This is a genomic window from Thermoanaerobacter ethanolicus JW 200, from assembly GCF_003722315.1.
In the GTDB taxonomy this organism is placed as follows: domain Bacteria; phylum Bacillota; class Thermoanaerobacteria; order Thermoanaerobacterales; family Thermoanaerobacteraceae; genus Thermoanaerobacter; species Thermoanaerobacter ethanolicus.
Map to the genome: position 1 here is coordinate 652,298 of NZ_CP033580.1, position 24,358 is coordinate 676,655.

General features: G+C 34.1%; 20 protein-coding genes. All 20 read left to right on the top strand.

The genetic code is table 11. From position 1 onward, the window contains the following. Nucleotides 1-6 precede the first annotated feature (6 nt). The 20 genes from EB239_RS03225 (at nucleotide 7) to EB239_RS03320 (ending at nucleotide 24,326) form a co-directional block, all read left to right on the top strand. On the top strand, nucleotides 7-921 hold the full coding sequence (locus EB239_RS03225) for a carbohydrate ABC transporter permease (protein WP_003869030.1): 915 nt from the start codon (nucleotides 7-9) through the stop codon (nucleotides 919-921). A gap of 12 nt (nucleotides 922-933) precedes the next feature. Beyond that, the gene (locus EB239_RS03230; protein ID WP_003869031.1) at nucleotides 934-1,824 is read left to right on the top strand and encodes a carbohydrate ABC transporter permease; all 891 of its coding nucleotides are present in this window, start codon (nucleotides 934-936) and stop codon (nucleotides 1,822-1,824) included. 15 nt (nucleotides 1,825-1,839) lie between these two features. Next, the gene (locus EB239_RS03235) at nucleotides 1,840-2,955 is read left to right on the top strand and encodes an ABC transporter ATP-binding protein (RefSeq protein ID WP_003869032.1); all 1,116 of its coding nucleotides are present in this window, start codon (nucleotides 1,840-1,842) and stop codon (nucleotides 2,953-2,955) included. 16 nt (nucleotides 2,956-2,971) lie between these two features. Continuing rightward, nucleotides 2,972-3,643: a hypothetical protein gene (locus tag EB239_RS03240; RefSeq protein ID WP_003869033.1), complete on the top strand. Its 672-nt coding sequence runs from the start codon at nucleotides 2,972-2,974 to the stop codon at nucleotides 3,641-3,643. A gap of 53 nt (nucleotides 3,644-3,696) precedes the next feature. Continuing rightward, nucleotides 3,697-4,776, top strand: coding sequence for a serine hydrolase domain-containing protein (locus EB239_RS03245; RefSeq protein WP_318261428.1), 1,080 nt, complete (start codon nucleotides 3,697-3,699; stop codon nucleotides 4,774-4,776). After that, a complete protein-coding gene (locus EB239_RS03250) occupies nucleotides 4,776-5,918 on the top strand; it encodes an exo-beta-N-acetylmuramidase NamZ family protein (RefSeq protein WP_003869035.1) in 1,143 nt (380 codons plus the stop codon). Before EB239_RS03245 ends, EB239_RS03250 begins: the two co-directional genes overlap by 1 nt. Next, nucleotides 5,915-7,513 (top strand): beta-N-acetylhexosaminidase, encoded by a 1,599-nt coding sequence (gene nagZ, locus EB239_RS03255; protein WP_003869036.1) that lies wholly within the window; start codon nucleotides 5,915-5,917, stop codon nucleotides 7,511-7,513. Before EB239_RS03250 ends, nagZ begins: the two co-directional genes overlap by 4 nt. Nucleotides 7,514-7,528: 15 nt before the next feature. Then, entirely contained in the window at nucleotides 7,529-8,449 is a 921-nt protein-coding gene (locus EB239_RS03260; protein ID WP_003869037.1) for a BadF/BadG/BcrA/BcrD ATPase family protein, read from the top strand. A gap of 29 nt (nucleotides 8,450-8,478) precedes the next feature. Further along, complete coding sequence (locus tag EB239_RS03265) at nucleotides 8,479-9,669, top strand: anhydro-N-acetylmuramic acid kinase (RefSeq protein WP_003869038.1); 1,191 nt, start codon at nucleotides 8,479-8,481, stop codon at nucleotides 9,667-9,669. A 13-nt stretch (nucleotides 9,670-9,682) separates the two neighbouring features. Then, nucleotides 9,683-10,504 carry a GNAT family N-acetyltransferase gene (locus EB239_RS03270; protein ID WP_003869039.1) on the top strand — a complete coding sequence of 274 codons (822 nt, stop codon included), beginning with the start codon at nucleotides 9,683-9,685 and terminating at the stop codon, nucleotides 10,502-10,504. Between the two features lie 183 nt (nucleotides 10,505-10,687). After that, nucleotides 10,688-11,404: a PIG-L deacetylase family protein gene (locus EB239_RS03275; RefSeq protein ID WP_003869040.1), complete on the top strand. Its 717-nt coding sequence runs from the start codon at nucleotides 10,688-10,690 to the stop codon at nucleotides 11,402-11,404. Nucleotides 11,405-11,418: 14 nt separating this feature from the next. Further along, nucleotides 11,419-12,372: a GNAT family N-acetyltransferase gene (locus EB239_RS03280; RefSeq protein WP_003869041.1), complete on the top strand. Its 954-nt coding sequence runs from the start codon at nucleotides 11,419-11,421 to the stop codon at nucleotides 12,370-12,372. Nucleotides 12,373-12,679: 307 nt separating this feature from the next. Continuing rightward, nucleotides 12,680-16,150, top strand: coding sequence for a family 10 glycosylhydrolase (locus tag EB239_RS03285; protein ID WP_003869042.1), 3,471 nt, complete (start codon nucleotides 12,680-12,682; stop codon nucleotides 16,148-16,150). 89 nt (nucleotides 16,151-16,239) lie between these two features. Beyond that, nucleotides 16,240-17,037 (top strand): electron transfer flavoprotein subunit beta/FixA family protein, encoded by a 798-nt coding sequence (locus tag EB239_RS03290; RefSeq protein WP_003869043.1) that lies wholly within the window; start codon nucleotides 16,240-16,242, stop codon nucleotides 17,035-17,037. A gap of 12 nt (nucleotides 17,038-17,049) precedes the next feature. Then, nucleotides 17,050-18,063 carry an electron transfer flavoprotein subunit alpha/FixB family protein gene (locus EB239_RS03295; RefSeq protein WP_003869044.1) on the top strand — a complete coding sequence of 338 codons (1,014 nt, stop codon included), beginning with the start codon at nucleotides 17,050-17,052 and terminating at the stop codon, nucleotides 18,061-18,063. Continuing rightward, nucleotides 18,056-19,465, top strand: a complete 1,410-nt coding sequence (locus tag EB239_RS03300; RefSeq protein ID WP_003869045.1) for an FAD-binding oxidoreductase — start codon at nucleotides 18,056-18,058, stop codon at nucleotides 19,463-19,465. The genes EB239_RS03295 and EB239_RS03300 overlap by 8 nt, the downstream gene beginning before the upstream one ends. Nucleotides 19,466-19,561: 96 nt before the next feature. Continuing rightward, a complete protein-coding gene (nagA, locus tag EB239_RS03305; protein WP_003869046.1) occupies nucleotides 19,562-20,716 on the top strand; it encodes an N-acetylglucosamine-6-phosphate deacetylase in 1,155 nt (384 codons plus the stop codon). A gap of 99 nt (nucleotides 20,717-20,815) precedes the next feature. After that, the gene (locus EB239_RS03310) at nucleotides 20,816-21,268 is read left to right on the top strand and encodes an Lrp/AsnC family transcriptional regulator (RefSeq protein WP_003869047.1); all 453 of its coding nucleotides are present in this window, start codon (nucleotides 20,816-20,818) and stop codon (nucleotides 21,266-21,268) included. A 286-nt stretch (nucleotides 21,269-21,554) separates the two neighbouring features. Beyond that, nucleotides 21,555-23,432 carry an OPT family oligopeptide transporter gene (locus EB239_RS03315; protein WP_003869048.1) on the top strand — a complete coding sequence of 626 codons (1,878 nt, stop codon included), beginning with the start codon at nucleotides 21,555-21,557 and terminating at the stop codon, nucleotides 23,430-23,432. A gap of 21 nt (nucleotides 23,433-23,453) precedes the next feature. Then, entirely contained in the window at nucleotides 23,454-24,326 is an 873-nt protein-coding gene (locus tag EB239_RS03320; RefSeq protein ID WP_003869049.1) for a DUF1028 domain-containing protein, read from the top strand. Nucleotides 24,327-24,358: the final 32 nt, after the last annotated feature.

Below are 24,358 nucleotides of genomic sequence, written 5' to 3' on the forward strand. Positions count from 1 at the left end.
GATACTATGCAGGAAATGATGATATATAACCGAAAATCTGAAAAGATAAAACAGTTTTTACGAGACTATGGATGGAGTTATATTTTTATTGCACTTCCAGTAATAATATTTTTGTCTTTTACTTTGTATCCTTTAATAAAAGCTTTTATGATGAGTTTTCAGGAATATCAAGTCATGGGGTCTCGATGGGTTGGCATCGAAAATTATTCCTACATATTTAGGCGAAAGTTATTTTGGAAAGCGCTTTATACTACTCTAGTATATACTCTAGGAACAGTTCCTGTTAATATATTGATATCATTAGGTTTAGCACTTTTGATATTTCAGCTTGATAAAAAGTCACAAACTTTTTTCAAAACTACCTTTTATCTACCTGCTGTAGCGTCTGGAGTTACGTTATCTTTAGTTTGGTTTATAATGTATGACCCTACGCCAGACGGATTGCTGAATAAATTTTTGAGTTTATTTGGTTTTCCAAATATAAATTGGCTTGGCAGAATGGATACAGCTTTATTTTCTCTTATGCTTATGACATATATAGGCGGACATGGAAGCGGAATAATTTTATATTTAGCATCACTTGGGGGTATTCCAAAGACAATTTACGAAGCCGCTGAAATAGATGCAGCTGGGACATGGTCTAAATTTAGAAATATTACATGGCCTTTATTAAAACCCATAACACTATATATGTTGATTACTGGTATAATAGGTTCATCACAGGCGTTTATGACGGCATATCTTATGACAAGTGGTGGACCGAATCATGCAACTACTACGATTGCTTATCTTATATGGCAAGACGCTTTTGAATATTTTGATTTTGGTGTTGCTGCAGCAGAGTCTTTTGTGCTGGCCCTTATTATAGTAGGATTATCTGTATTACAATTTAAGTATTTAGGTTCTGATGTAGAGTATTAAGGAGGATTTTATATGAATACAACTATTGAGGCAGTCCGAGAAGAAGAAATACCAGTTTACAGAGAAAAAAAAGGAGTTACATTTTATGTTAAAAGGATATTAATATATTCATTACTATTTTTGTGGTCTATATTCACAATATTTCCATTATATTGGATGTTAACCACTTCTTTCACAGATCCAAATTTATCTGCTACTATGCATTTTAATTTGATTCCTCGGGAGTTTACTTTTGCTTCTTATAGATTTTTCTTTACATTTAACAAATATGTATTAAGATGGTTAATCAATTCATTATTTATTGCGACAGTTATAACTTTATCAAATGTATTATTTGCTTCTATGGCAGGATACGCTTTTGCTAAACTTAAATTTCCAGGAGGAAATACAATATTTTGGATATTAATTAGTACAATAATGATACCTGGACAAGTAACTTTGATCCCCCTATATGTTTTAGTGATTAATGTATTTAATTTAGCTGATACTTATTTTGCAATAATATTGCCGCAATTAGTATCTGTTTACAACATATTTTTAATGAAACAATATATGACATCTATTCCATCGACTTTGATAGATGCAGCAAGAATAGATGCATGTAGTGAATTTGGAATATTCTGGAAGGTAATATTTCCACTTGCCAAACCTGGGATAGCTGTGATGGCAATATTTACGTTCGTAAGTCAATGGAATGATTTCTTTTGGCCTTTTTTAGTAACAAAAACAAGTGCGATGCGAACAATTCAAGTGGGTTTAGCATCGTTTAAATTTGCTGACAGTACATTATATGGTCCAATGATGGCAGGTGCAGTAATTGCTTCGATTCCTATGTTTATACTATTCTTTTCTTTGCAGAAATATTTTTTACAGGGTATTACTATAGGTGCAATAAAAGGATAAGGAGGACAATCATAAATGGCAAAAATAGTTTTCGAACATGTTACCAAGGAATTTATCGATGAAAAAAGGGGGAGAGTAATAGCGGTAAATGATGCAAATTTTACGATAGAAGATAAAGAATTTGTAGTGTTGGTTGGACCTTCTGGATGTGGTAAAACAACAACTTTAAGAATGATTGCTGGTCTTGAAAGACAAACAAAAGGCAATATATATATTGGCGAGAAGTTAGTTAATTATCTCCCACCTAAAGATAGAGATATTGCTATGGTATTTCAAGATTATGCATTATATCCACATATGACCGTTTATGAAAATCTTTCCTTCGGCTTAAGAAATCTTAAGGTTCCTAGAACAGAAATCGAACAAAAAGTGAAAAGAGCAGCGGAGATACTTGGGATAAGTGAATTATTAGATCGAAAGCCGAGGGAATTATCAGGAGGACAGAGACAGAGAGTCGCTGTGGGTAGAGCAATTGTTAGAAATCCTAAAGTTTTTCTATTTGATGAGCCTTTATCAAATCTTGATGCAAAGTTGAGAGTTCAGATGAGAGTAGAACTTGCAGAACTTCATAAAAAGCTAGAAACTACGATAGTATATGTTACCCATGATCAAGTAGAAGCAATGACATTGGGACAAAGAATTATTGTGATGAATCACGGAGTAATCCAACAAATTGCTACTCCTGACGAACTTTATAATAGACCTGTTAATATGTTTGTAGCAGGTTTTATCGGTGCTCCTTCTATGAACTTTATAAATTGTAAAGTTGAAGGGGATAAAGTAGTGTTAAACGATGGTAATTCTAATACGGTGTTTGATATACCTCAAAAATTTAAAAAAGTTATAGCAAATATAAATGGTAAAGAAATGGTGATGGGGATAAGACCTGAAGACATTTGTGATTCTAATTTTTCCCAAAATATTGAAAATAAACTTTATATTGACGCATATGTGAAAGTTGTTGAAAAATTAGGCTCTGAGAACCTCCTGTATTTTGATAAATATGGCACGACTATTACAGCAAGAGTTAATCCCCAAAGTAGGATTGCTGCAGGCGATCATGCAAAAGTAGCATTTAATATAGACAAAATATATTTATTTGAGAAAGAAACTGGGATGGCGATATATTAGGGGGAATTAGAAATCTATGAATAGTTTGAGCAAAGTACTTATTAAAAGTGGTCATGATATTTACGAAAACATAGTTTATGTAGTAATAATAAGTATTATTTGGTTTATCTTTATATTTCCTGGTATTTTCGTGTTAACTCCATATGCCGGAGTTATATACTTTATTTTTACATCAATACCTGCATTTACTGCAATCCTTTATTTAACAAGACAAAGAATAGACAGAAAATCTTTTAGCTATAAATTATTTTTCACAGGATTGAAAAAATTTTACATAAGAACTTTTATATACAGTATGCTTTTTTCCATTTTTGTGATGATTCCAGTGTCCTCGTGGTGGTACTATTTTCAGACCAAGACAATGTTTACATTTATTATTGCTGTTATACAAACTTATTTGTTTATATTTATCATTTTATCTCAGGTTTATTTTTTACCACTCCTTGTTAGTGAGAATAAAAATCTTATTAGCGCAATAAATATGTCTATTAAGTTATTTCTTGACAATGGAATGTATACGTTTGGATCTTTAATTCAAATTATTTCGGTTAGCATATTACTTTTGGTAACAATAGTTGGCGTACCATTATTATGGGCTGGAATGGTATCAATTTTTTTAATAAATCTTTATGATAATCTTTTGCTTAAATATATGAATCAAGAGGAAATAAATAATTTAAATTCCTAATGATTATACATTTGTTCATCATCTAACAGAAGGTTTTAAAATTTATGGAGGGAATGAAACTTATGATTTTTGATAGCAATCGGTTAGAAGAAGCATTTAAAATGATAGATAAAGGCATAGAAAATGGAGTTTTTCCTTGTGCTGCTGTAGCTGTTGGTGACAAGAATGGCTTTTTGAAGATTGAAATTAGTGGCAATAAAAGGGTTGTCCCGTATAAAGATAAGTTAAATAGAACTTCTTTGTTTGACCTTGCATCTCTTACAAAAGTTGTGGCTACAACTACGTTACTAATGCTTATGATAGAAAAAGGTCTTATCTCTGTATATGATAAAGTGTGTGAATATATACCTTCTTTTAATGAAAAAGGGAAAGATAAAATAACTATTTTTCAACTTCTTACACATACTTCGAGGTTACCGGTTTATATACCTTTTTATGAAAAATGCAGGGATTACAATGATGCCATTGATTATATATGCAAGGAAGTAGAACTGAGAGAAACGCAAGAGGTAGAGTATAGTGACCTTAATTTTATCTTGTTAGGAAAAATACTTGAAACGGTTGGAGGGGGTAAACTCGACAAACTTTGCAAAAAAGAAATTTTTGATCCCCTTGATATGAAGAACACTTTGTTTAATCCCCAAAAAGAGGATGTTGTTCCAACGGAAAGAGACGAAAATACAGGAGAGATAATATGCGGTGTATGCCATGATGAAAATGCTAGGTTTTTCGGAGGCATTTCCGGTCATGCAGGGCTGTTTTCTACTATAGATGACCTTGTAAAATTTGCTAATATGCTTGTCAATTATGGAAAGGTAAAAGATGAGATATTTTTGTCTTATACTCTGTTTAAACGTATGATAACAAATTACACAGAAAATTTGGGAGAAAGCAGAGGGTGGGGTTGGGCAATAAAAGATAACACTTCGGCAGGAGGGGACTTGTTTACGGAAAGAGCCTTTGGGCATACAGGATTTACAGGTACCTCTCTTTGGGTTGACCCTGAATATGGAATTTATGTAATATTATTAACTAACAGAGTGCATCCAACTAGAGAAAATGTTAAGATAATTAGATTTCGCCGATTATTTCATAATGCCGTAATGGCGTCTTTGGATTGGAGGAATTATTAGTGGTTAAATGTGGTATTGATGTGATAGAAAAATATGCAAAATTATTTGAAAATAAAAGGATTGGACTTATTACAGCTCCATCTGGAGTAACTAAAGATTTAAAATCGACTATTGATGTGTTTTATAAAAATTTTAATCTCACTGCTTTATATTCTCCTGAACATGGAATAAGAGGTGAATTTCAAGCAGGAGAAGAAGTGAAAGAATACATAGATGAAAGAACAGGTATAAAAGTTTACAGTTTATATGGGAAAAATAAAAAACCAACCCCAGAGATGTTTGAGAACATAGACATAATGGTTATAGATGTTCAGGATGTTGGTTCGAGATATTATACTTACTTGTACACTATGGCTTATGCTATGGAGGCTTGCAAAGAAAACGGGAAAGAATTTGTGGTATTAGATAGACCTAATCCTGTTGGTGGTGTAAAAGTAGAGGGAAATATATTAGATACTAATTTTCGATCTTTTGTGGGATGGTATCCTATCACTCAACGTTATGGACTTACAATAGGTGAATTGGCACAACTTTTTAACACAGAATTTGGCATCAATTGTGAGCTGCATGTAATAAAGCTTGAAGGTTGGCAAAGGGATATGTATTATGACGAAACAGGGCTTTTATGGCTTAATCCTTCACCAAATATTTCCTCACTTGATGCTGCAGTTTTATATAGCGGCACTTGCCTTTTTGAAGGTACAAACATTTCAGAAGGGAGAGGAACTACAAGGCCTTTTGAAATTATTGGAGCACCTTGGCTTGATCCTTATGAGCTTTCAAATGCAATGAATGAAAAAGGGCTTAAGGGAGTTATATTTAGACCAGTTTACTTTATTCCTTCTTTTTCAAAACATAAAAATGAGATATGTAAAGGTGTTCAAATTCACATAAAAGATAAAAAATCTGTTGATGCTGTAGAGGTTGGTATTAGACTTTTATATGAAATAATCAAAATTAGTGGTGAAAATTTTGAATGGTTGCCTCCTTTCGGAAATAGCAAAAACTATTTTATAGATTATCTTGCCGGAACAGATGAACTAAGGCTTATGAAATATGAAGAAGATGAACTTATTGAAAAATGGAGAAAGGATAGCAAAAAGTTTGAAACGATAAAGCAGAAATACCATCTTTATCAATGAAGAAAGGATTGAAAGTTATGAGAATTGATGAGATGACTTTAGAAGAAAAGATAGGTCAGATGCTAATGGTTGGTTTCCCTTCTCCTACTTATGATGACCATATTAAAGAATTAGTTAGGGAATATAAAATTGGCAATATTATACTATTTTCTCGAAATGTCAAGGATGGAAAGCAACTTAAAAATTTGTGCAATGATATTCAGAAAGATGTAATCAAAAACACACGCATTCCTGCTCTTATTTCAATTGACCAAGAAGGCGGAATGGTAACAAGAATTTATAAAGATGCCACTTATTTACCAGGCAATATGGCTATAGCAGCAACAGACAATCCTGAAAATGCGTATAAAATAGGAGAATTAGCAGGGAAAGAGCTCAGGGCATTGGGTATAAACATTAATTTTGCACCAGTACTTGATGTTAATAATAATCCTTCTAATCCTGTAATAGGGGTTAGGTCTTATGGAGAAAATCTCGAAAAAGTAGCTGAGTTTGGAGTTAACTATATAAAAGGATTGCAAAAAGAAGGAGTTATAGCTACAGCAAAGCATTTTCCGGGTCATGGGGATACCTCTGTGGATTCTCATCTGGATTTACCTTTAGTGGAGCATGAGAAAGAAAGGCTTTATAAAGTAGAGTTATATCCATTTAAAAAAGCAGTAGAAAATGGCGTAGATGCAATAATGACAGCCCACATTCTTTTTACGGCTTTTGAAGATAATAAATTACCTGCTACTTTATCATATAATATTCTCACCAATATTTTAAGGAAGGAGTTTAGATTTAAGGGGATAATCATAACAGACTGCATGGAAATGAATGCAATTGCGAAATATTTTGGTACCGCTAAAGCAGCTTCAATAGCAGTGAAGGCTGGAGCTGATATAGTTTTAGTTTCACACACAAAGAAATTGCAGATAGAAGCTTTTAATGAAATAAAAGAAGCAGTTTTGCGTGGAGAAATACCAATTGAAAGAATAAATGAGTCTGTTGAAAGAATAATTAAGTTAAAGGAAAAATACAAGCTCTTCGAAAACCCATATCCAGATGAAAATAAAATTAAGACTCTAGTAGGAAACGCAGAACATAAGGAGATTGCAAAAAGTATAAGTTTAAACAGCATTACTGTTGTTAAAGATGAAAATAAGCTTTTACCAATAAAAACCCAGAAAGTATTAGCCATTTCTCCTGAAACAGTGCCAATTTCAGGTGTTGACGATGCATTGATGGAAAAGCTCTCTTTTGCAAAAGAATTTGTAAAAAGGTTTGGAGGAGTAGAAAAGACTATTCTCGTAAATCCTGATGAAAATCTTATAACCCTCTTAATAGAAGAAGCAAAAGACAAAGAAATTGTTGTAATAGGCACTTACAATGCTAGTTTAAATGAGGGGCAAGTAAGACTTGTAAGGTTATTATTAGAGGTTAATAAAAATATTATCGTTGTTGCCTTAAGAAACCCTTATGATTTACTAAAGTTTAAAGAAGTTCCTACATATCTTTGCACTTATGAATACACTCCACTTGCTATAGAAAGTGTTTTGGAGATTTTAAGTGGAAATTATGTGCCACAGGGTAGGCTACCTGTTTCCCTGTGAGAGGATGAAAGTCATATGAAATATGTCATTGGAATTGATGGTGGCGGCACAAAAAGTGTAATTTCTATAGCAGACCTGCAAGGTAACATTATTGTTACTGAACAGGGAGGCCCTACAAACATCAGGTCTGAAGGAGAGTCTCAAGTATACAATACTTTGAGGTATTTAATTGAAAGTACAGTAAAAAAAGCTAATTTGAAGATAGAGAAATGCGAAGCTATTTGTATTGGCACAGCAGGAGCAGGAAGAGAAGAAGAACAAAGGATCATAAAACAATATATACAAGCTATGGGAATAAAGAGAAATATTATAATAACCAATGATGCAGAAATAGTTATAGCTGAAGTAACAAAGGGGAAAGCAGGCATAGCTGTAATTGCAGGCACAGGCTCGATTGCATATGGAATAGGTAAAAATGGAGAAAAAGTGAGGATTGGTGGCTGGGGTCATATTGTCGGGGATGAAGGAAGTGCATACTACATCGGTATTGAAGCAATCAAAGCTGCTTTGAGGTGTTACGATGGGAGAGAATCTTACACGGAATTACTGCCGATGACAATGAAAGAAATTAATATAAAAAATCCGGAAGAGTTTGTAAAGTTTGTATATAGAAAAGATATCATAAAAAGTGAAATTGCTTCATTGGCTAAAGTAGTTGATGAAGCATATAAAAAGGGAGACAAAAAGGCTAAGGAAATTCTTTTAAAGGCAGCGGAAGAACTTTTCGTTCTCGCAAAAACAGCGATAAAAGGCATAAGAGCTGAAAAAGACAGTATAACAGTTGTTGCAAGTGGCAGTGTTTTTATAAATAACGTATTTGTCTATGAAGAATTTGTTAAATTACTTACCAAGAAATATCCAAAGGCAACTATCGAAAAGTTAAAAGGTGATGCTTCAAGAGGGGCTGTAGCAATAGCTTTAAAGTCTATTAGATAAATTATACAATATAGGGAAGGGTAAAAGAGATGGATAGACTCTTTAAGATTTATCATAAAGAAGAAAGATTAGTAATAGGTTTGATGTCAGGTACTTCTGCTGATGGAATTGATGCTGCTCTTGTAAAAATTGATGGGAAGGGAATACAGACAAAAGTTGAACTTTTGGAATTTGAGAATTTCTCCTACAGAAAAGAGGTCAGAAATAAAATATTTGAACTTTTTGACCCTCAAACGAGTACCGTAGAAAAGATTTGCCATATGAATTTTCTGTTAGGGGAGTTGTTTGCAGAGGCAGCTTTAAAAATTATTGAAAAAGCCCACTTGACACCAGAAAAAATTGATTTAATAGGTTCTCATGGTCAGACGATATATCATATTCCTAAATCAATTGAGGACTTGGGTTATCAAATAAAATCTACTTTGCAAATTGGTGAGCCAGCAGTTATTGCAGAAAGAACAGGTATTGTGACAGTGGCTGACTTTAGAGTAAGAGATGTAGCTGCAGGAGGAGATGGAGCTCCTTTAGTACCTTATACTGAGTATATATTATATCGTCATCCGTTAAAGACAATAACATTACAGAATATTGGCGGTATCGCAAATGTTACTATATTGCCAGCGGCATGTGACCTTGAAGACATAATTGCTTTTGATACAGGTCCAGGCAATATGGTCATTGATGAAGTAGTAAAAAGGTTGACACAGGGACAGTTAAAGTATGACGAAGAAGGTGCCTTAGCTAGTAAAGGCAATATTAATGAAAAATTGTTAGAAGAACTTTTGAAAGATGAGTATTTTGAAAAAAAGCCTCCTAAAACTACAGGTAGAGAATACTTTGGGAAAAATTATGTGGATAAGTTGATGGAAAGAGCTTTTCAGTTAAAAGTAGATAATTATGATTTAATTGCTACAGTAACTGCTTTAACGGCGAAGTCTATAGTAAAAAGTTATAAAGACTTTATAATGCCTAAATACCAAATTGATAAAGTAATCATTGGTGGAGGAGGAAGCTATAATAAAACCCTTGTCAGAATGATAAAAGAAGGTTTACCAAATATTGAAGTGGTTACTCAAGAAGAGATAGGATTTAATAGTGATGCTAAGGAAGCAATAGCCTTTGCTATCCTTGCGAACGAAGCTATAAATGGCAATTTTAATAATGTACCGAGAGCAACTGGTGCTAGACATCCGGTAATAATGGGAAAGATTTGTTTATAGGAGAAGGTAAATTATGAGCATTGTTTATATCAATTTAACAAAGGATAAAGCTTTAGAATTAACAAATTTATGGAATAAAGAAATAGGTGGTAGTTTTCCTCTTCGAGAAGAACTATTTTACCAAAATAGTTTTGAGAACGTAAACGTGCTTTTAGAAGGTTCATGGATTGCTGTAGATGAAAAAAATCAGAATGCGGCAGGATTTGTGATATCAAAAGTATGGAAAGAAGATATGGAATGCATAAAGTCAAAAAAAGATATAGGGCATATTCAAGTTCTGCTGGTTGCTTCTGAGTACAGAAATAAAGGGATAGGTAGTGAATTACTTAAAAGAAGTGAAAATTCTCTTAGAGAAGCAAGAGTTAAGACGATATTGTTAGGGCAGGATCCTTGGCATTATTTCCCTGGTATCCCTTCTGAATTTGAACTAACGGAAAAATGGTTTAAAAAGCGTGGTTATGTTAAATATGGCGAAGAATACGACATGTATTGTAACTTAGCAGCTACAAAACCTTTAGAATTACCTAGTTTTCCAGATGTTAAATTTAGAATGCTAGACAAAGAAGAAAAGGAGGATTTCCTTGCATTTTTAAATAGATGTTTTCCAGGGCGATGGGAATACGAAGCAATCCATTATTTCCAGCGGGGTGGCACAGGACGTGAGTTTGTAGTTGCGGAGAAAAAGGGTCAAATAATAGGTTTTTGCAGGATCAATGATAGTAGATCTCCTCTTATTGCACAAAATGTGTATTGGGCTCCATTATTTGGAAATGAAGAATTGGGAGGTATTGGGCCTCTGGGTATGGCAATGAAAGAGGTCATGGTTATGGCTTAGCGATTGTGCAAGCCGGAATGTACTTCTTATATAAAAGAGGGATCAAAAACCTTGTGATAGATTGGACTGGTTTGGTAGATTTCTATGGAAAGTTAGGTTGTAAAGTTTGGAAAAAATATATCAAGTATAAAAAAGAATTAAATAATTAAAAACCTAGATATGGCAAAAGAGAGGAGATTGAAAATGGCTAAAAAATTGCACATTATGGCAGTAGGAGCACATTGTGGCGATATGGAGTTAGTTGCAGGAGGAGTAATTGCAAAATATACTAAAGCAGGGCATGAAGCTAGCATTGTACATCTTACTCCTGGAGAAAAAGGCCATCCACGTTTAAGTCCAGAAGAATATGCAAAGCAGAAGATTGAGGAAGCAAAACGAGCAGCTGAAATTTTAGGAGCAGAGCCTATTTTCTTACCTTATAGAGATGCTGAACTACCTGTAAACGACGAAGTTAAATTTCGTTTAGCAGAAGTTATACGAGAAAAGAAGCCTGATGTAATAATTACCCACTGGAAAAATAGTATGCATCCAGACCATGCCAATACCCATTTAATTGTGGATGGAGCCATATTGATTGCTGCCTTGCCAGCTTTTGAGCTAAAAAATCCTGCCCATTCAGTTAGAGGAGTTTTTTACGGAGAAAATTGGGAAGACCCCTATGGGTATGAGCCTGATGTTTATGTGGATATTACTTCCACATATGATATATGGGTGGAGGCAATAAAGCAGTATCAGTTTGTTACAGGAGGTATATCTTCTTTCCGTTACTTAGATTATTATACACATTTAGCTGTTGTAAGAGGTTGTTTAATGGGAGTTAAATATGCCCAAGCATTCATGATGCCAGAGGGTGCTAACAAAAGGCGTGGAGGATCTTTACCGGGATTTACTTTAGAATAGAAGGTGTTGAAAAAATGAGCTATATTGTAAGAACTTATCAGGGTGGAGATGAAAAGGGTATAGTAGCTGCTTGGCAAGAGAGTCTACCTTATGACCCTATCAATTTAGAACTATTTCGATCTAAAGTGTTATTAGATCCCAATTTTGATCCAGAGGGAGCAATTGTGGCAGTAAATGATAATAATCAAGTAATCGGTTTTACACTTGCTTTAGTTCGACGGTTACCAATGTATAAAGATGATTTAGAATTAGAAAATGGTTGGATTACAGTGTTTTTTGTACAGCCCAATTACAGAAAACAAGGAATTGGAAGTAAGATGTTTGAAAAGGCAAAAGAGTTTGTATATAAGAAAGGCCGCAAATATATATTTTTCTCTTCATATGCTCCAAATTACTTTTTACCTGGAATTGATGAAAAGACTTATCCGGAAGGATACAATTTTTTACTTAAACAAGGGTTTGTCAAATTATATTCTCCTGTTGCGATGGATAGGTCATTATTAGATTTTACAATTCCAGAAGAAGTAAAACAATTGAGAGAAAGGAGGGGAAAAGAGGGATTTAGGTTTTTGCTGGCAGAAGACAGGCATTTGTTTGAGTTAATTGAACTTGCCAACACAGTTTTTAACCCAGATTGGGGACGGGCAATACGTGAAGGAATTTTACGAGGGTTACCAATGGAACAAATACTTGTAGCTGAAAAAGATAATAAAATTGTTGGATTTTGCTTATATGGTGCATATGAAGGAATTCGCGAAAGGTTTGGCCCATTTGGTGTTGACCCTTCAATGCAGGGATTGGGTTTAGGGAAAATACTTTTAAATCAATGCTTATTTGAGATGCGATGTAAAGGGCTCCATAATGTATGGTTTTTATGGACTGGAGAAGAAAGTACAGCAGGGCATTTATATAAAAAGACGGGTTTTAAAGTGACGAGGAAGTTTCATGTGATGAGGTTTAGCTTTTAAAAGTAGAGGAAAAGCTTCTAAAGGGGGAAAGGGGAATCATGTTAGGAAGGAGTTTTGCTATATTTCTGGTTTTTATGTTTGTCTTCACTATGAGTCCTGTGGTGTCTTTAAAGGTATTTTCACAAGATTCTTCTTTGTCATTGCCAATTGTGTTTTAATAGAAATAGTACCAAACCCTGTTAGGCTTTTACCAGGAGAAGAAAAACAATTTTCAATAAAAGCTTATAATGAAAAAGGAGAAGAAATTGCTGTTCCTTTAGAACAAGTCATTTGGCGTGCTGAGAGGGATATTGGTACAATTTCCAAAATGGTGCCTCAAGTAGTTGAAGGGTTAAAATATGGCTATGTAGAAGCAGAATATAATGGAATGGTAGCAAAGGCCTTGGTTATAGTTAGTAGCAAAATTGCAGAAGTCATTGAAGACTTTGAAAATATAGAGTTGAATGGAAAAGTTATATTGAGTACAGGGACAATTACACAGGCTGGTAGTTTGCCAGCGACCGCAACAGTTCAGTTGGCAAAACGACCGGAACCTGTACTTTATGGGGAACATTCTGCAAAATTTATGTACGATATGAGAGGAACTACCAGGACAACGGCAACTTATCTTAGTTTAAGAGATATTTCTACTGGTAGTTTAGATAGACCTATTCCTGGTATTCCTAAAAAAATTGGTGTTTGGGTTTATGGTAATCAAAATAATCATTGGTTACGTGCAAGGTTAAGAAATAGCGACGGAAAAATGTTCCCTGTGGATTTAACGACAACGGCTAATTTTAATTGGACAGGATGGAAATATGTTACAGCAAATATTCCTTCTGATCAAAAAGGACCTTTTAAATTCATGGATTTGTATATTGTAGAGACAAAAGATACAAACAAAGATAGCGGTTTTGTCTACTACGATCGCTTAAGTGTGTTCTATACTGATACTGATGTTTTTGGTGTTGATATTATTGGGCTTACTCCTATGCAAGTAGGAGAGACTAAACAAGCAAAGGTAGCTATTACACTTAAAAACAGCACATCCCCAGAAATAGTTAATAGTGGTATTACATACCTCAGTAGTAATCCAAATGTTGCTTCGATTGACAATGAAGGTAATGTTATTGCTTTGCGCCCAGGTAAAACCACAATTGTGGCATTATATGGTAATGCAGAACCTGCTTTCTTTGAACTTTTAATTACGGAGAGTGAACCGATAGTTGATATACTTGAAATTTATGGTCCTGAAAAAATTGAAGCAGGAATGACAGGAAATTTACAAGTGTTTGCCAAATTTAATGGTTACGATAATAAAATTGAAGTTACTAAAGAAGTAAATTTTATTAACCAAAATCCAGAAATTGCTACTGTCAGCAAAGAAGGCATTATCCAAGCATTGTCAGAGGGGGAAACTACAATTATTGCTAAATATAAAAATAAAGAAGCTTTATATTCATTAAAAGTAACAAAGCCCACTCCTGTATTGTCAAAAATTGAATTAACAGGTTTGAAATCAATGACTGTGCAATCTGAGCTCCAAGCAAAAGTAATAGGTGTTTATACAGTATTGGGGGAAGAATATGAAAGAATTGAAATTAAAGAAGGTGTTACTTTTAAGAGTAGCAGAGCAGAAGTAGCAGAAATTAACCAACAGGGGCTTGTTAAAGCTAAATCAGTAGGGGTTACAGTAATAACAGCTAATTATTTAAATAAAACAGCTAGTTATGTGCTTGTTGTCAATAAGGAACCCATTACACCTAAAAGAGAATTTAGGGCTGCTTGGATTGCCACAGTAGATAATATAGATTGGCCTAAGAAGGGAGTCTATGATCCGGAACAACAGAAGCAGGATTTTATTGAAATATTAGATAAGCTGAAGGATATAGGAATGAATGCAATCATAGTTCAAATAAGACCAACAGCTGATTCATTCTATCCTTCTAAATATTTTCCGTGGTCTCATTGGTTGACAGGAATACAGGGTAAATATCCTGGCTATGATCCTTTGGCCTTTATGATTGAAGAAGCTCATAAAAGAAATTTGGAATTTCATGCTTGGATTAATCCTTACCGTGTAAGTATGGGTGACGATTTAAATGCTCTGGTTGACAATCATCCTGCAAAACAGCATCCCGAGTGGGTTGTATCATATGGTGGGAAGCTATGGTTTAATCCAGGTAACCCTGAAGTAAAAGAGTATATTATAAATAGTATTATTGAGGTAGTTAAAAATTATGATATTGATGCTATTCATTTTGATGATTACTTTTATCCATATCCTGTAACAGGTGTGGATTTTCCAGATGAAGAATTGTATCAAAAATATGGTGTAGGATTTGAAAGTAAAGAGGCTTGGCGTAGAAACAATGTGGATACCTTGATATCAGAATTATCACAAAAAATAAAAGCAACAAAACCTTATATTAAATTTGGCATTAGTCCTTTTGGAATTTGGCGCAACAAATCCACTGATCCAAATGGGTCAGAGACGAATGGATTTCAAAGTTATGATTCTCTATACGCTGATACAAGGAAATGGGTTCAAAATGAATGGATTGATTATATAGTACCCCAAATTTATTGGTATTTTAACTATTCTCCAGCAGCTTATGAAAAACTAGTAGATTGGTGGAGGCAGCAAACTGCAGGCAAAAATGTACATCTATATATTGGTCATGCTGCTTATCGAGTAGGAGCTGACGATGTTAATTGGTTGGATCCCGACCAACTCCCTAATCAAGTGTTATACAATAGAAATTTTGAAAATGTATATGGCAGCGTCTTTTTTGCAACAAATAATCTGCTTAAAAATCCTTTAGGGGTAACGGATCATTTAAAAGAATTATTTAAATATCCTGCGTTGGTACCACAAATGGAGTGGTTGACTACTAATTTACCTTCGCAACCAATCAAAGTAAAAATAAATACTAAAGAGGCAGGGATTGAATTAAAATGGGAAGATGTAACACCTGAGAATACTACTTATTATGTGATCTATCGCGTAGAAGGGGAGGAAGTACCCAATATCAATGATGCAAAAAATATTCTGGCACTCGTTAGGAAATCTAATGGTTTTCAACAAACTTACCTGGATTTAAGTGTTTTACCAGATAAAACCTATAGTTATGCAATAACGGGAGTTAATAGAATAAACGAAGAGGGTGTACCAATTTATATTACTGTTAAAGAAGCTTCACAAGGGAAAGTAATTGTAGTAGGTAATACAACTACTTATCTTTTAGAAAAGAACAAACTAGAAGAAGAAATTAATGATAAGCACAAAAAAGAATTAAAGTTTGACTTGACCGATATATGTACAACAAACCAAAAAGAATTAGAGATACCTTTAGAAGTTTTAAGACTATTGGAAAAAGGTAATAAAAGAATAATAATAAAATCAGATGAGATAACCTTAGAGTTCAACTCAAAAACCGTTGTTGCACCAAAAAATATTTTTAAGCTTATTGAAGAGGAAGGTTCACTGACCATAGTTATAAATAACAAAGGGAAAATAGAAGTAGACAGTTTTAATTCACTTACTAATACCTATGAGGTAATATTAAAGGCAGGAGATAAAGTAGTAAAAATTAAAGAACCATTTAAGATAAGCTTTAATTTGCCTGATAAGAATGATTTTAAAGAAGTTGGAGTTTATTTCTGGGAAGAGAAAAATGGTAGATGGGAACATATTGGGGGAAAAGCTAACCGCAAAGCAAATACGATAACTGTAGAAGTAAAACAAATGACAATTTATACTGTTTTTGAACATGAAAAAAATTTATACGATAACTAAAATTTAGCTTATATGGCTTAACCATAATATTAATAATCTCTATAATTAATTTATAGTAAAAATATAAGGATGTAAAAGGAGAAAAACCTATGAGAATAATAGTTCCAATAAAACAAGTACCTGAGACGAGCAATGTAAAAATGGATCCAAAAACAGGTACCATGATAAGAGAAGGAGTAGAAAGTATAGTAAATCCCCTCGATTTATATGCTATTGAAACAGCGATAAGGCTAAAGGAAAAATACGGAGGAAAGATAATTGTTATATCAATGGGACCTGAAAAAGCGGTGGAGGCAATAAAAGAAGCAATTGCAATGGGATGTGATGATGGGATACTTTTATCAGATAAAAAGTTTGCAGGATCCGATACATTTGCTACTTCCTATGTTTTGGCAAAAGCTATTAAACAAACAGGGGATTTTGACCTTGTAATATGTGGAGAAAGAGCTACAGATGGAGATACAGGACAGGTGGGGCCAGGTATTGCTTCTTTTTTAGATTTACCTCTTTCCACTTTTACAAGTCAAATCCTATCAGTAGAAAATGGGAAAATTACAGTAAAAAGGCTTGTTGAAGAAGGATATGAGGAAATTGAAATGATGCTTCCAGCAGTGTTAACAGTGGTCAAGGAAATAAGCGATCCAAGGTTGCCTACTTTAAGAGGCAAATTAAAGGCAAAAAAGATGGAAATACCTATATGGGATGCACAAAAAATAGGTGCTGAAGGACAAAAGATAGGGCTTAAAGGTTCACCTACAAGAGTTGTAAAAATATTTACACCTAAAGTGACAAGAGAAGGCGAAAAAGTCATTGTAAAAGATGAAAAAACCTTACACCAAGCAATTGATAAAATTATAGATTATCTCATTGAAAAAGAACTTATTTAAGGAGGCTTCATAGTGAAAGAAGTATGGACTTTAGCAGAATTTCGACATGGCAAATTAAATCCCATATCATTTGAATTATTAAACAGAGGTAAAAGTCTTGCTCAAAAATTAAATACATCTCTTGCTTCTGTCGTGATAGGCTATAACATAAAAAAAGAGGATATTGATGAGCTTATCGCAAGAGGGGCATATAAAGTATATGTAGTAGATGATATAAGGTTAGAAAATTTTATTGTGGAAACTTATGCAAAAGTGATTTTAAAGCTATTAGATGAATATAATCCAGATATATTTATAGCTGCTGCTACAACAACTGGTAGAACTTTAATGCCATATATTGCGGTGAAAAAACAAACAGGCCTTACTGCTGATTGTACAGTTCTTGATATTGAAGAAGAAACAGGAAATCTCCTGCAAACAAGACCTGCTATCGGGGGAAACATACTTGCAACTATAAAAACTCCTAACACTAGGCCACAAATGGCTACAGTAAGACCTCATTCTACAAAGCCAGCATTACCTGATAGAAATAGAGTTGGAGAAGTAATTTATAAACAATTTAGTGATGATGTATTTAGTTCAAAGACAAAATACATAAGATTTATTAAAAATGAATCACAACAGGTAAATATACAAGATGCGAAAATAATAGTAGCAGGGGGAAGGGGCTTAGGGAAAGCAGAGAATTTCAAATTAATAGATGAATTAGCAGAACTTTTAGGGGGTGCAGTAGGGGCTTCCCGTGATGTTGTTGATAGGGGGTGGGAGACGTATCCTCATCAAATAGGTTTAAGTGGAAAAACTGTATCGCCTGCACTATATATAGCAGTTGGCATCTCTGGGGCAGTTCAACATATAGCAGGTATGCAAACATCAGAAAACATAATAGCAATAAATAAAGATCCAGATGCGCAAATATTTAAAATTACAAATCTTGGAATAGTAGGAGACCTAAATGAGATATTACCCCTTCTTATAGAAAGAATCAAAGAGTATAAGAAGAAGGAGGCAAATTTGAATGTATAATAAGCTAACGCCGGAAATTGTGGAAGAATTAATTGGAATAGTAGGAAGTAATAATGTGATATACGGTAATCCTGATGCATTAGAACCTTATTCTCACGATGAAGTTGCAGAAAAACATTATGCCCATATGCCGGAGGCTGTTGTAAAACCTTCGTCGGCAGAAGAAATAGCACGAATAATGAAGCTAGCAAACAAGTACAAAATTCCTATTACACCTAGGGGTGCTGGCAGTGGCCTTTCTGGTGGAGCGGTACCTGTATACGGTGGGATTGTGTTATCTGTCGAAAGAATGAATAGAATTCTTGAAATAGATAAAGAAAATCTAGTGGTAGTTGTTGAACCTGGAGTTGTGACAAATGAAATTAATAATGTCGTTAAAGAATATGGCCTTTTTTATGCGGGATATCCTATGAGTGTAGAAACCTGCTACATAGGTGGAAATGTGGCAGAAAATGCTGGTGGTGGGAGAGCTGTAAAGTACGGAGTCACTGGAAGATATGTAATAGGCTTGGAAGTGGTAACTCCAACAGGAGATATTGTTCACCTTGGAGGTAAGGTGATGAAAGATGTTACAGGATATGACCTTATACACCTTATGGTAGGTTCTGAAGGGACACTTGGGATATTTACAAAGATATACCTTAAACTTATGCCACTTCCTCAAGCAAAAGTAGATTTGCTGGTACTTTTTGAAGATATAGATACTGCTATTAAAATAGTCCCCAAAATCATGACTTTTGGAAGAATAATACCTACCTCAATAGAATTTATGGATGACTTATCCTTCAAGGCTGCATGTAGATATCTTAATGAAAAGATTCCCTTTGAAGAAGCGGGTGCTATGCTTTTAATAGAGCTTGACGGGAATAGTAAAGCAGAACTTGAAGAGCAGTATGAAATTATAGGAAACTTGTGTATGGAAAATGATGCAATAGAAGTGTATGTTGCTGATAATGCTACTACTTCAGAGAGGATATGGAGAATAAGGCGGAACATAGCAGAAGCATGGAAACAATTTAGTCCTCACCAAAGCCTTGAAGATGTGGTTGTACCTATATCTGACATACCGACATTTATAAAGAGGGTAAGGGAAATATCAGAAAAATATGATATACCTATTCCCTGCTATGGACATGCAGGAGATGGCAATATACATGCAACGCCTATAAAAAAGCCTGAACTTTCTATGGAAGAATGGCATAAAAAACTAAAAGCACTTTTAACAGAGCTTTATATGATTGTAAAAGAACTTGGTGGGACAATAAGTGGTGAGCATGGTATAGGGAGCAAAAGGAAAGATTATTTGCCAATGGTGTTAGAACCACAGCATATGGAGATGATGAGAGTAATTAAAAAAGCACTTGATCCAAATCTAATACTTAATCCGGGGAAAATTATATAGAGATAACATACGTGATAAATTTAAGAAAGTCATAGTTTTTGTGATATAATCAAATATAGAAGATTATATGAAATTACTAAAAGGAGTTGTTTTCAAATGAAATGTATTCTATTAAAGCATGGTGAGATATATACTGAGAAGGAAATAATATACGATGGAGATGTATTGATATCAGAAGGTAAAATTGTAGAGATTGGTAAGGGTTTATATAATGTTGATGCAGAAGTAATTGATTTAAAAGGAAAAAAGGTGGTGCCTGGATTTATTGATATACACATACATGGTGGAGTAGGGCATGACACAATGGAAGGTACTTATGAAGCCTTAAATGCTATTTCAGTTCACCTTGCAAGGCATGGGGTTACATCTTTTTGTGCTACTACCATGACAATGGATATACCCTATATTTTAGATGCTCTTAGAAACATACATGAGACAATGAAAAAGGGTACAGAAGGTGCGCAAGTTTTAGGTGCATATGTGGAAGGACCCTTTATAAGCAAAGAACACAAAGGGGCACAGGATGAGAGATACATCTTAGAACCAAACATAGACATAATGGACAAGTTTATTGAAGCTTCAAATGGGAATATAAAAGTAATAGCACTGGCGCCAGAGAAGGACAAGAATGGGGAGTTTGTAGAATATGTAACTAAAAAAAATATAAGAGTATCATTAGGGCATACAAATGCTACTTATGAAGAGATGAAAAATGGAGTTGACCATGGAGCGACAATAGCAGTTCATACATATAATGGCATGAAAGGGCTTCACCACAGGGAGCCAGGTGCTTTAGGAGAAGTTTTTTTGGATGACAGATTGTACAGCGAGTTGATATGTGACTTTATACATTCACATCCTGCGGCAGTAAAAATACTTTTAAAGATAAAAGGGACAGATAGAGTAGTATTAATTTCTGATGCTATGGCAGCTTGTGGTTTAGGAGATGGAGAATACAGTCTTGGAGGGCAAAAAGTTTACGTGAAGAATGGAGAGGCAAGACTTGAGAATGGCACTTTGGCAGGAAGTACTTTGACATTGGATAAAGCTGTAGCAAATATAACGTCTCTTGGAGTACCACTTTTTGAAGCTTGCAAGATGGTTTCTTTAAATCCTGCAAAAGCAATTGGCATAGCTGACAGAAAAGGCAGTATAGCTATAGGAAAAGATGCTGATATAACCATTCTAAACAGTGATTTAACTGTAGATATGACAATGGTTAATGGGAAAATTGTGTATAAAGTAGTATAACAAGATAAAAGAAAATAGAAAAAATTAAAAAGAACAAGAATTTATATTAAGTTTATTAATTGTTAGCTTGATGTATATTTTTGTGAGAGGGGTTTTTTAATGAAATTTGACGAGTTAGATTTTGAGATAATGCGAATTCTGCAGACGGATGGTAGAAAATCATTTAGAGATATAGCAGCTTTACTAAAAAAACCAGAGAGCACTGTAAGATTAAGATATAATCAATTGGTTGCAAATAATATTTTACGTGTTGTTGCTATTCCAGATCCCAAACAAGTTGGGTTTGAGGTAATGGCTATTCTTTGTCTAAAAGTAGATTTAGTTTATTTACAAGAAGTTGCGGAAGCACTTGCAAAAGTAAAAGAAGTGAGATTTATTGCTTATACAGCTGGAAGATACGATTTAATTGTAGAAATATATATGAAATCAAATGATGATTTGATAAAGTTTATGACTGAGGATTTGGCAAAAATGAAAGGAATTAAAGAATGTGACTTATCTATAGAACTTAAACTTTTCAAGGATACATACAATTGGATGAATGAAGTTTAGAATGAGAAGAAAAATATTTTGTCTAAAAGCATGGCGGAAATTTATAGTGCCATGTTTTTATTTTGGTCAAATGATTAAGAAAATACTTCTTATATTAACTTTCATTAATTTACTGCCAAAAATAAAACATTAAATATTTTTAGATGATTATTGACAGTTATCTATAAATATGCTATATTAGCAATAAATAATAGATATTATTGCTAATATAGCATAAAATCATCAATATCTATTATTTTTTATCAAAAAATTTAATAAAGTAAAATAATAAAGGGGGAAAGTTGGGATGAAAAATGATGTATTAAAAAAGGATAATAGTTTTAAACCGTATGTACCAGCAGATGTTTATTTACCAGAAATTACACCTACTTCTGTAATTTTAGGGATAATACTTGTTATTATTTTTGGAGCAGCAAATGCTTATCTTGGTCTTAAGGTTGGTATGACTGTAAGTGCATCTATTCCAGCTGCTGTAGTGTCTATGTCGATATTAAAAGGAGTCTTAAGAAGAGGTACTATCTTAGAAAACAATATAGTTCAGACATTAGCTTCTGCTGGTGAAGCTGCCGCGGCAGGTGTGGTATTTAGTATACCAGCACTATATTTTCTTGATTATATTCCTTCCATGTTATTAATCTCATTAATAACTTTATTTGGAGGAATTTTAGGCGTAATTGGAATGGTTATCTACAGAAGATACTTAATTGTAGAGCAGCATGGAATCCTACCTTATCCTGAAGGTACGGCTTGCGCAGAAATTCTTATCGCAGGTGATAAGGGCGGCGTATCTGCTAAGATGGTGTTTAAAGGTGGAATAATTGCTGCAATATACAGATTAATACAATCGGGTCTTGGCTTTTTCCCAGATGTTATTGAAACATCAATACCAAAACTTCCTGGAGGAGTTATTGGTGCTAATATTCTTCCCTCTCTTGTAGGTGTAGGTTATTTAATAGGCTATAAAGTTTCAGCAATAATACTAGCTGGTGGTTTGCTAGCTTGGGTAGTTATTATTCCTCTTTTAACTTTTATTGGAGCTAATGTAAATACACCAATTTTCCCTTCGTTAACTCCCATTTCTCAATTGGATGCATGGGGAATGTGGACAGATTACATTCAATATATCGGAGCAGGAGCATTAACTGTTGGAGGACTAGTGGAGTTTTTCAGAGCGCTTCCTGTTGTAAAAGATGCTATTTTAAGTTCTTTTTCTAAAATAAGAACATCTACTTCAAATAATACTTTGCGTACAGAAAGAGATATACCATTTCCTTATATTGTATCGATATTTTTAGCAATAGTTATTTTGATTACTTTAATACCTCAAATGGAAATGAATATATTAGGTGCATTTCTTACAGCAATTTTTGGATTTCTATTTGTATCTATTTCTTCGAGAATAGTTGGGGTTGTTGGAAGTTCATCTAATCCTGTCTCCGGAATGACGATTGCAACCATATTCATTAGTGCTATTATTATGAAATCAATAGGCTATACAGGCATTAAGGGGATGGTTACAACTGTTGTTATTGGTGCTATTGTAACAGTTGCCGCTGCAATTGCTGGTGACACTTCTCAAGATTTAAAAACAGGTTTTATAGTAGGTGCCACTCCAAAGGCCCAGCAGATTATAATGATACCTGGTATTCTTATCTTTGCTGGTATGTCAGGTTTTGTGCTAACTTTGTTAAATAACGCATATCATATTGGAAGTAGTGAATTGCCTTCCCCTGCTACAGCTGTAATTGCAGTGTTAGTTAAAGGAGTATTTTCTGGCAACTTGCCGTGGGGACTATTAATTATTGGTGCAGCTATAGGAGTAATTGTGGAACTAATGGGTATAGCTTCTTTACCATTTGCGATAGGATTATATTTACCAGTACATTTATCAGTTCCAATATTTGTTGGAGGTTTTGTAAGAACGCTTGTAGAAAAATATAGGAACAATGGAATCGAAAGTGGTACATTATATGCATCAGGACTTGTTGCAGGAGATGCTTTGGTAGGTGTTTTACTTGCTTTATTAACCACGGCAGGGGTAGCCGAAAAAATTGCAATAGGAAGTGGAATTTTAAGTAATGGAATAGCATCAATAGTAGGATTGGTTCTCATAGCAATAATTGCTTATACGCTTTATAGCAATTCTAAAGTTGAAGAGAATTGAAAATAAAGGAGGAAATTGTTTATGAGAAGAATTTCAACATTTTCTATTGTCGCGCGTGATCCTCAAACTGGTGAATTAGGTGTAGCGGTTCAATCAAAATTTTTGGCGGTAGGTTCTGCAGTAGGTTGGGCAAAAGCTGGAGCAGGCGCGATAGCTACACAGGCATTGGCTAATCTTGATTTTGGAGAAATAGGCATCAAACTTCTTGAGAAGGGATATTCTGCACAACAAGTTCTTGATGCATTGCTTGCATTAGATCCAGATAGAGAAGATAGACAGGTAGGTATAGTAGATACAAAAGGAAATGCTGCTGCTTTTACTGGCAAAAGATGCTTTGATTGGGCAGGTCATATTGTGGGAGAAAATTTCTCTTGTCAAGGTAACATATTAGTAAGTGAGGATACTGTAAAAGCCCTTGCTGAGACTTTTGTAAATACGAAAGGGACTCTTGCGCGAAGATTAGTTGCGGCTTTAGCTGCAGCTCAAAATGCAGGAGGAGATAGAAGAGGTAGACAATCGACATCTTTGCTTATTGTTAAAGAAAAAGGAAGCTATGGAGGATATAATGATAGATATATTGACCTTAGGGTTGATGATGACCCTGATCCAATCGCTAAATTATCTCATTTATTAGATTTGCATGAATTATATTTTAGTAAAACGAAGCCTGAAGAAATGGTAAAAGTAGATGAGAAATTGGCTGCTGAAATACAGGAATCTCTTAAAAAATTAGGCTATTATAAGGGAGAAATAACAGGAAAATATGATGAATATACAAAAGAAGCGTATAAAGATTTTTGTGGATGGGAAAATTTCGAAGAAAGAATTTGTGAAGGTGATGTCGTTGATATAAATGTATTGAATTATTTAAGAAAAAAAGTAAAGGAACAGTAAGAAATTAATTTTAGTATTACAAAACTAAAAGG